At 67.8% G+C, this 484-nt stretch carries 1 pseudogene; it reads right to left on the bottom strand.

Annotated features, from left to right (window positions below):
• Positions 1-280: 280 nt before the first annotated feature.
• A pseudogene (locus ACU8YE_RS24660) lies at positions 281-484 on the bottom strand (ammonia channel protein); the annotation flags it as partial.

The following is a 484-nucleotide window of genomic DNA, read 5'->3' as shown; positions in this document are numbered from 1 at the left end:
GATTTACCGCATGATTGTCTCTATTGACCCGATAGCCCGAAGGGTTATCGCGCGCGGCCCGCCGGGCGGCCTTCCGCAGGACTCGCCGGGCAGGCGATCGGCGCATCTTCGGTGCATCGTCGGTGCGTTCGCGCGCGGCGCACGACGCCGGCCCGCGACGCGGCCGGGCGAGCCGCGCGAAAAAAACCCGCCTCGGAGGCGGGTCCAAATCGCTGCGCTCATTCTGCGGGCGGCAAAGCGTGCGTGCGCGTCGCCGCTCCCGGCTCGGGGATGAATCCCATTATTCGACGTGCTCGCCGTGCAGGATCACGTCGAGGCCTTCGCGCTCCTCTTCCTCGGTCACGCGCAGGCCGATCGTCAGGTCGATCAGCTTCAGCAGCACGAAGCTCAGCACGCCGCTGTAGACCAGCGTGATCAGCACGCCCTTGGCCTGCAGCAGCAGGCTGCCGTCGAAGCCGCCGATGTCCTTGACCGCGAATACGCC

It is taken from the genome of Ralstonia sp. VS2407 (assembly GCF_052950655.1).
Note: the sequence above shows the minus strand (reverse complement) of the source record. Positions and strands in the feature narration are given on the sequence as shown.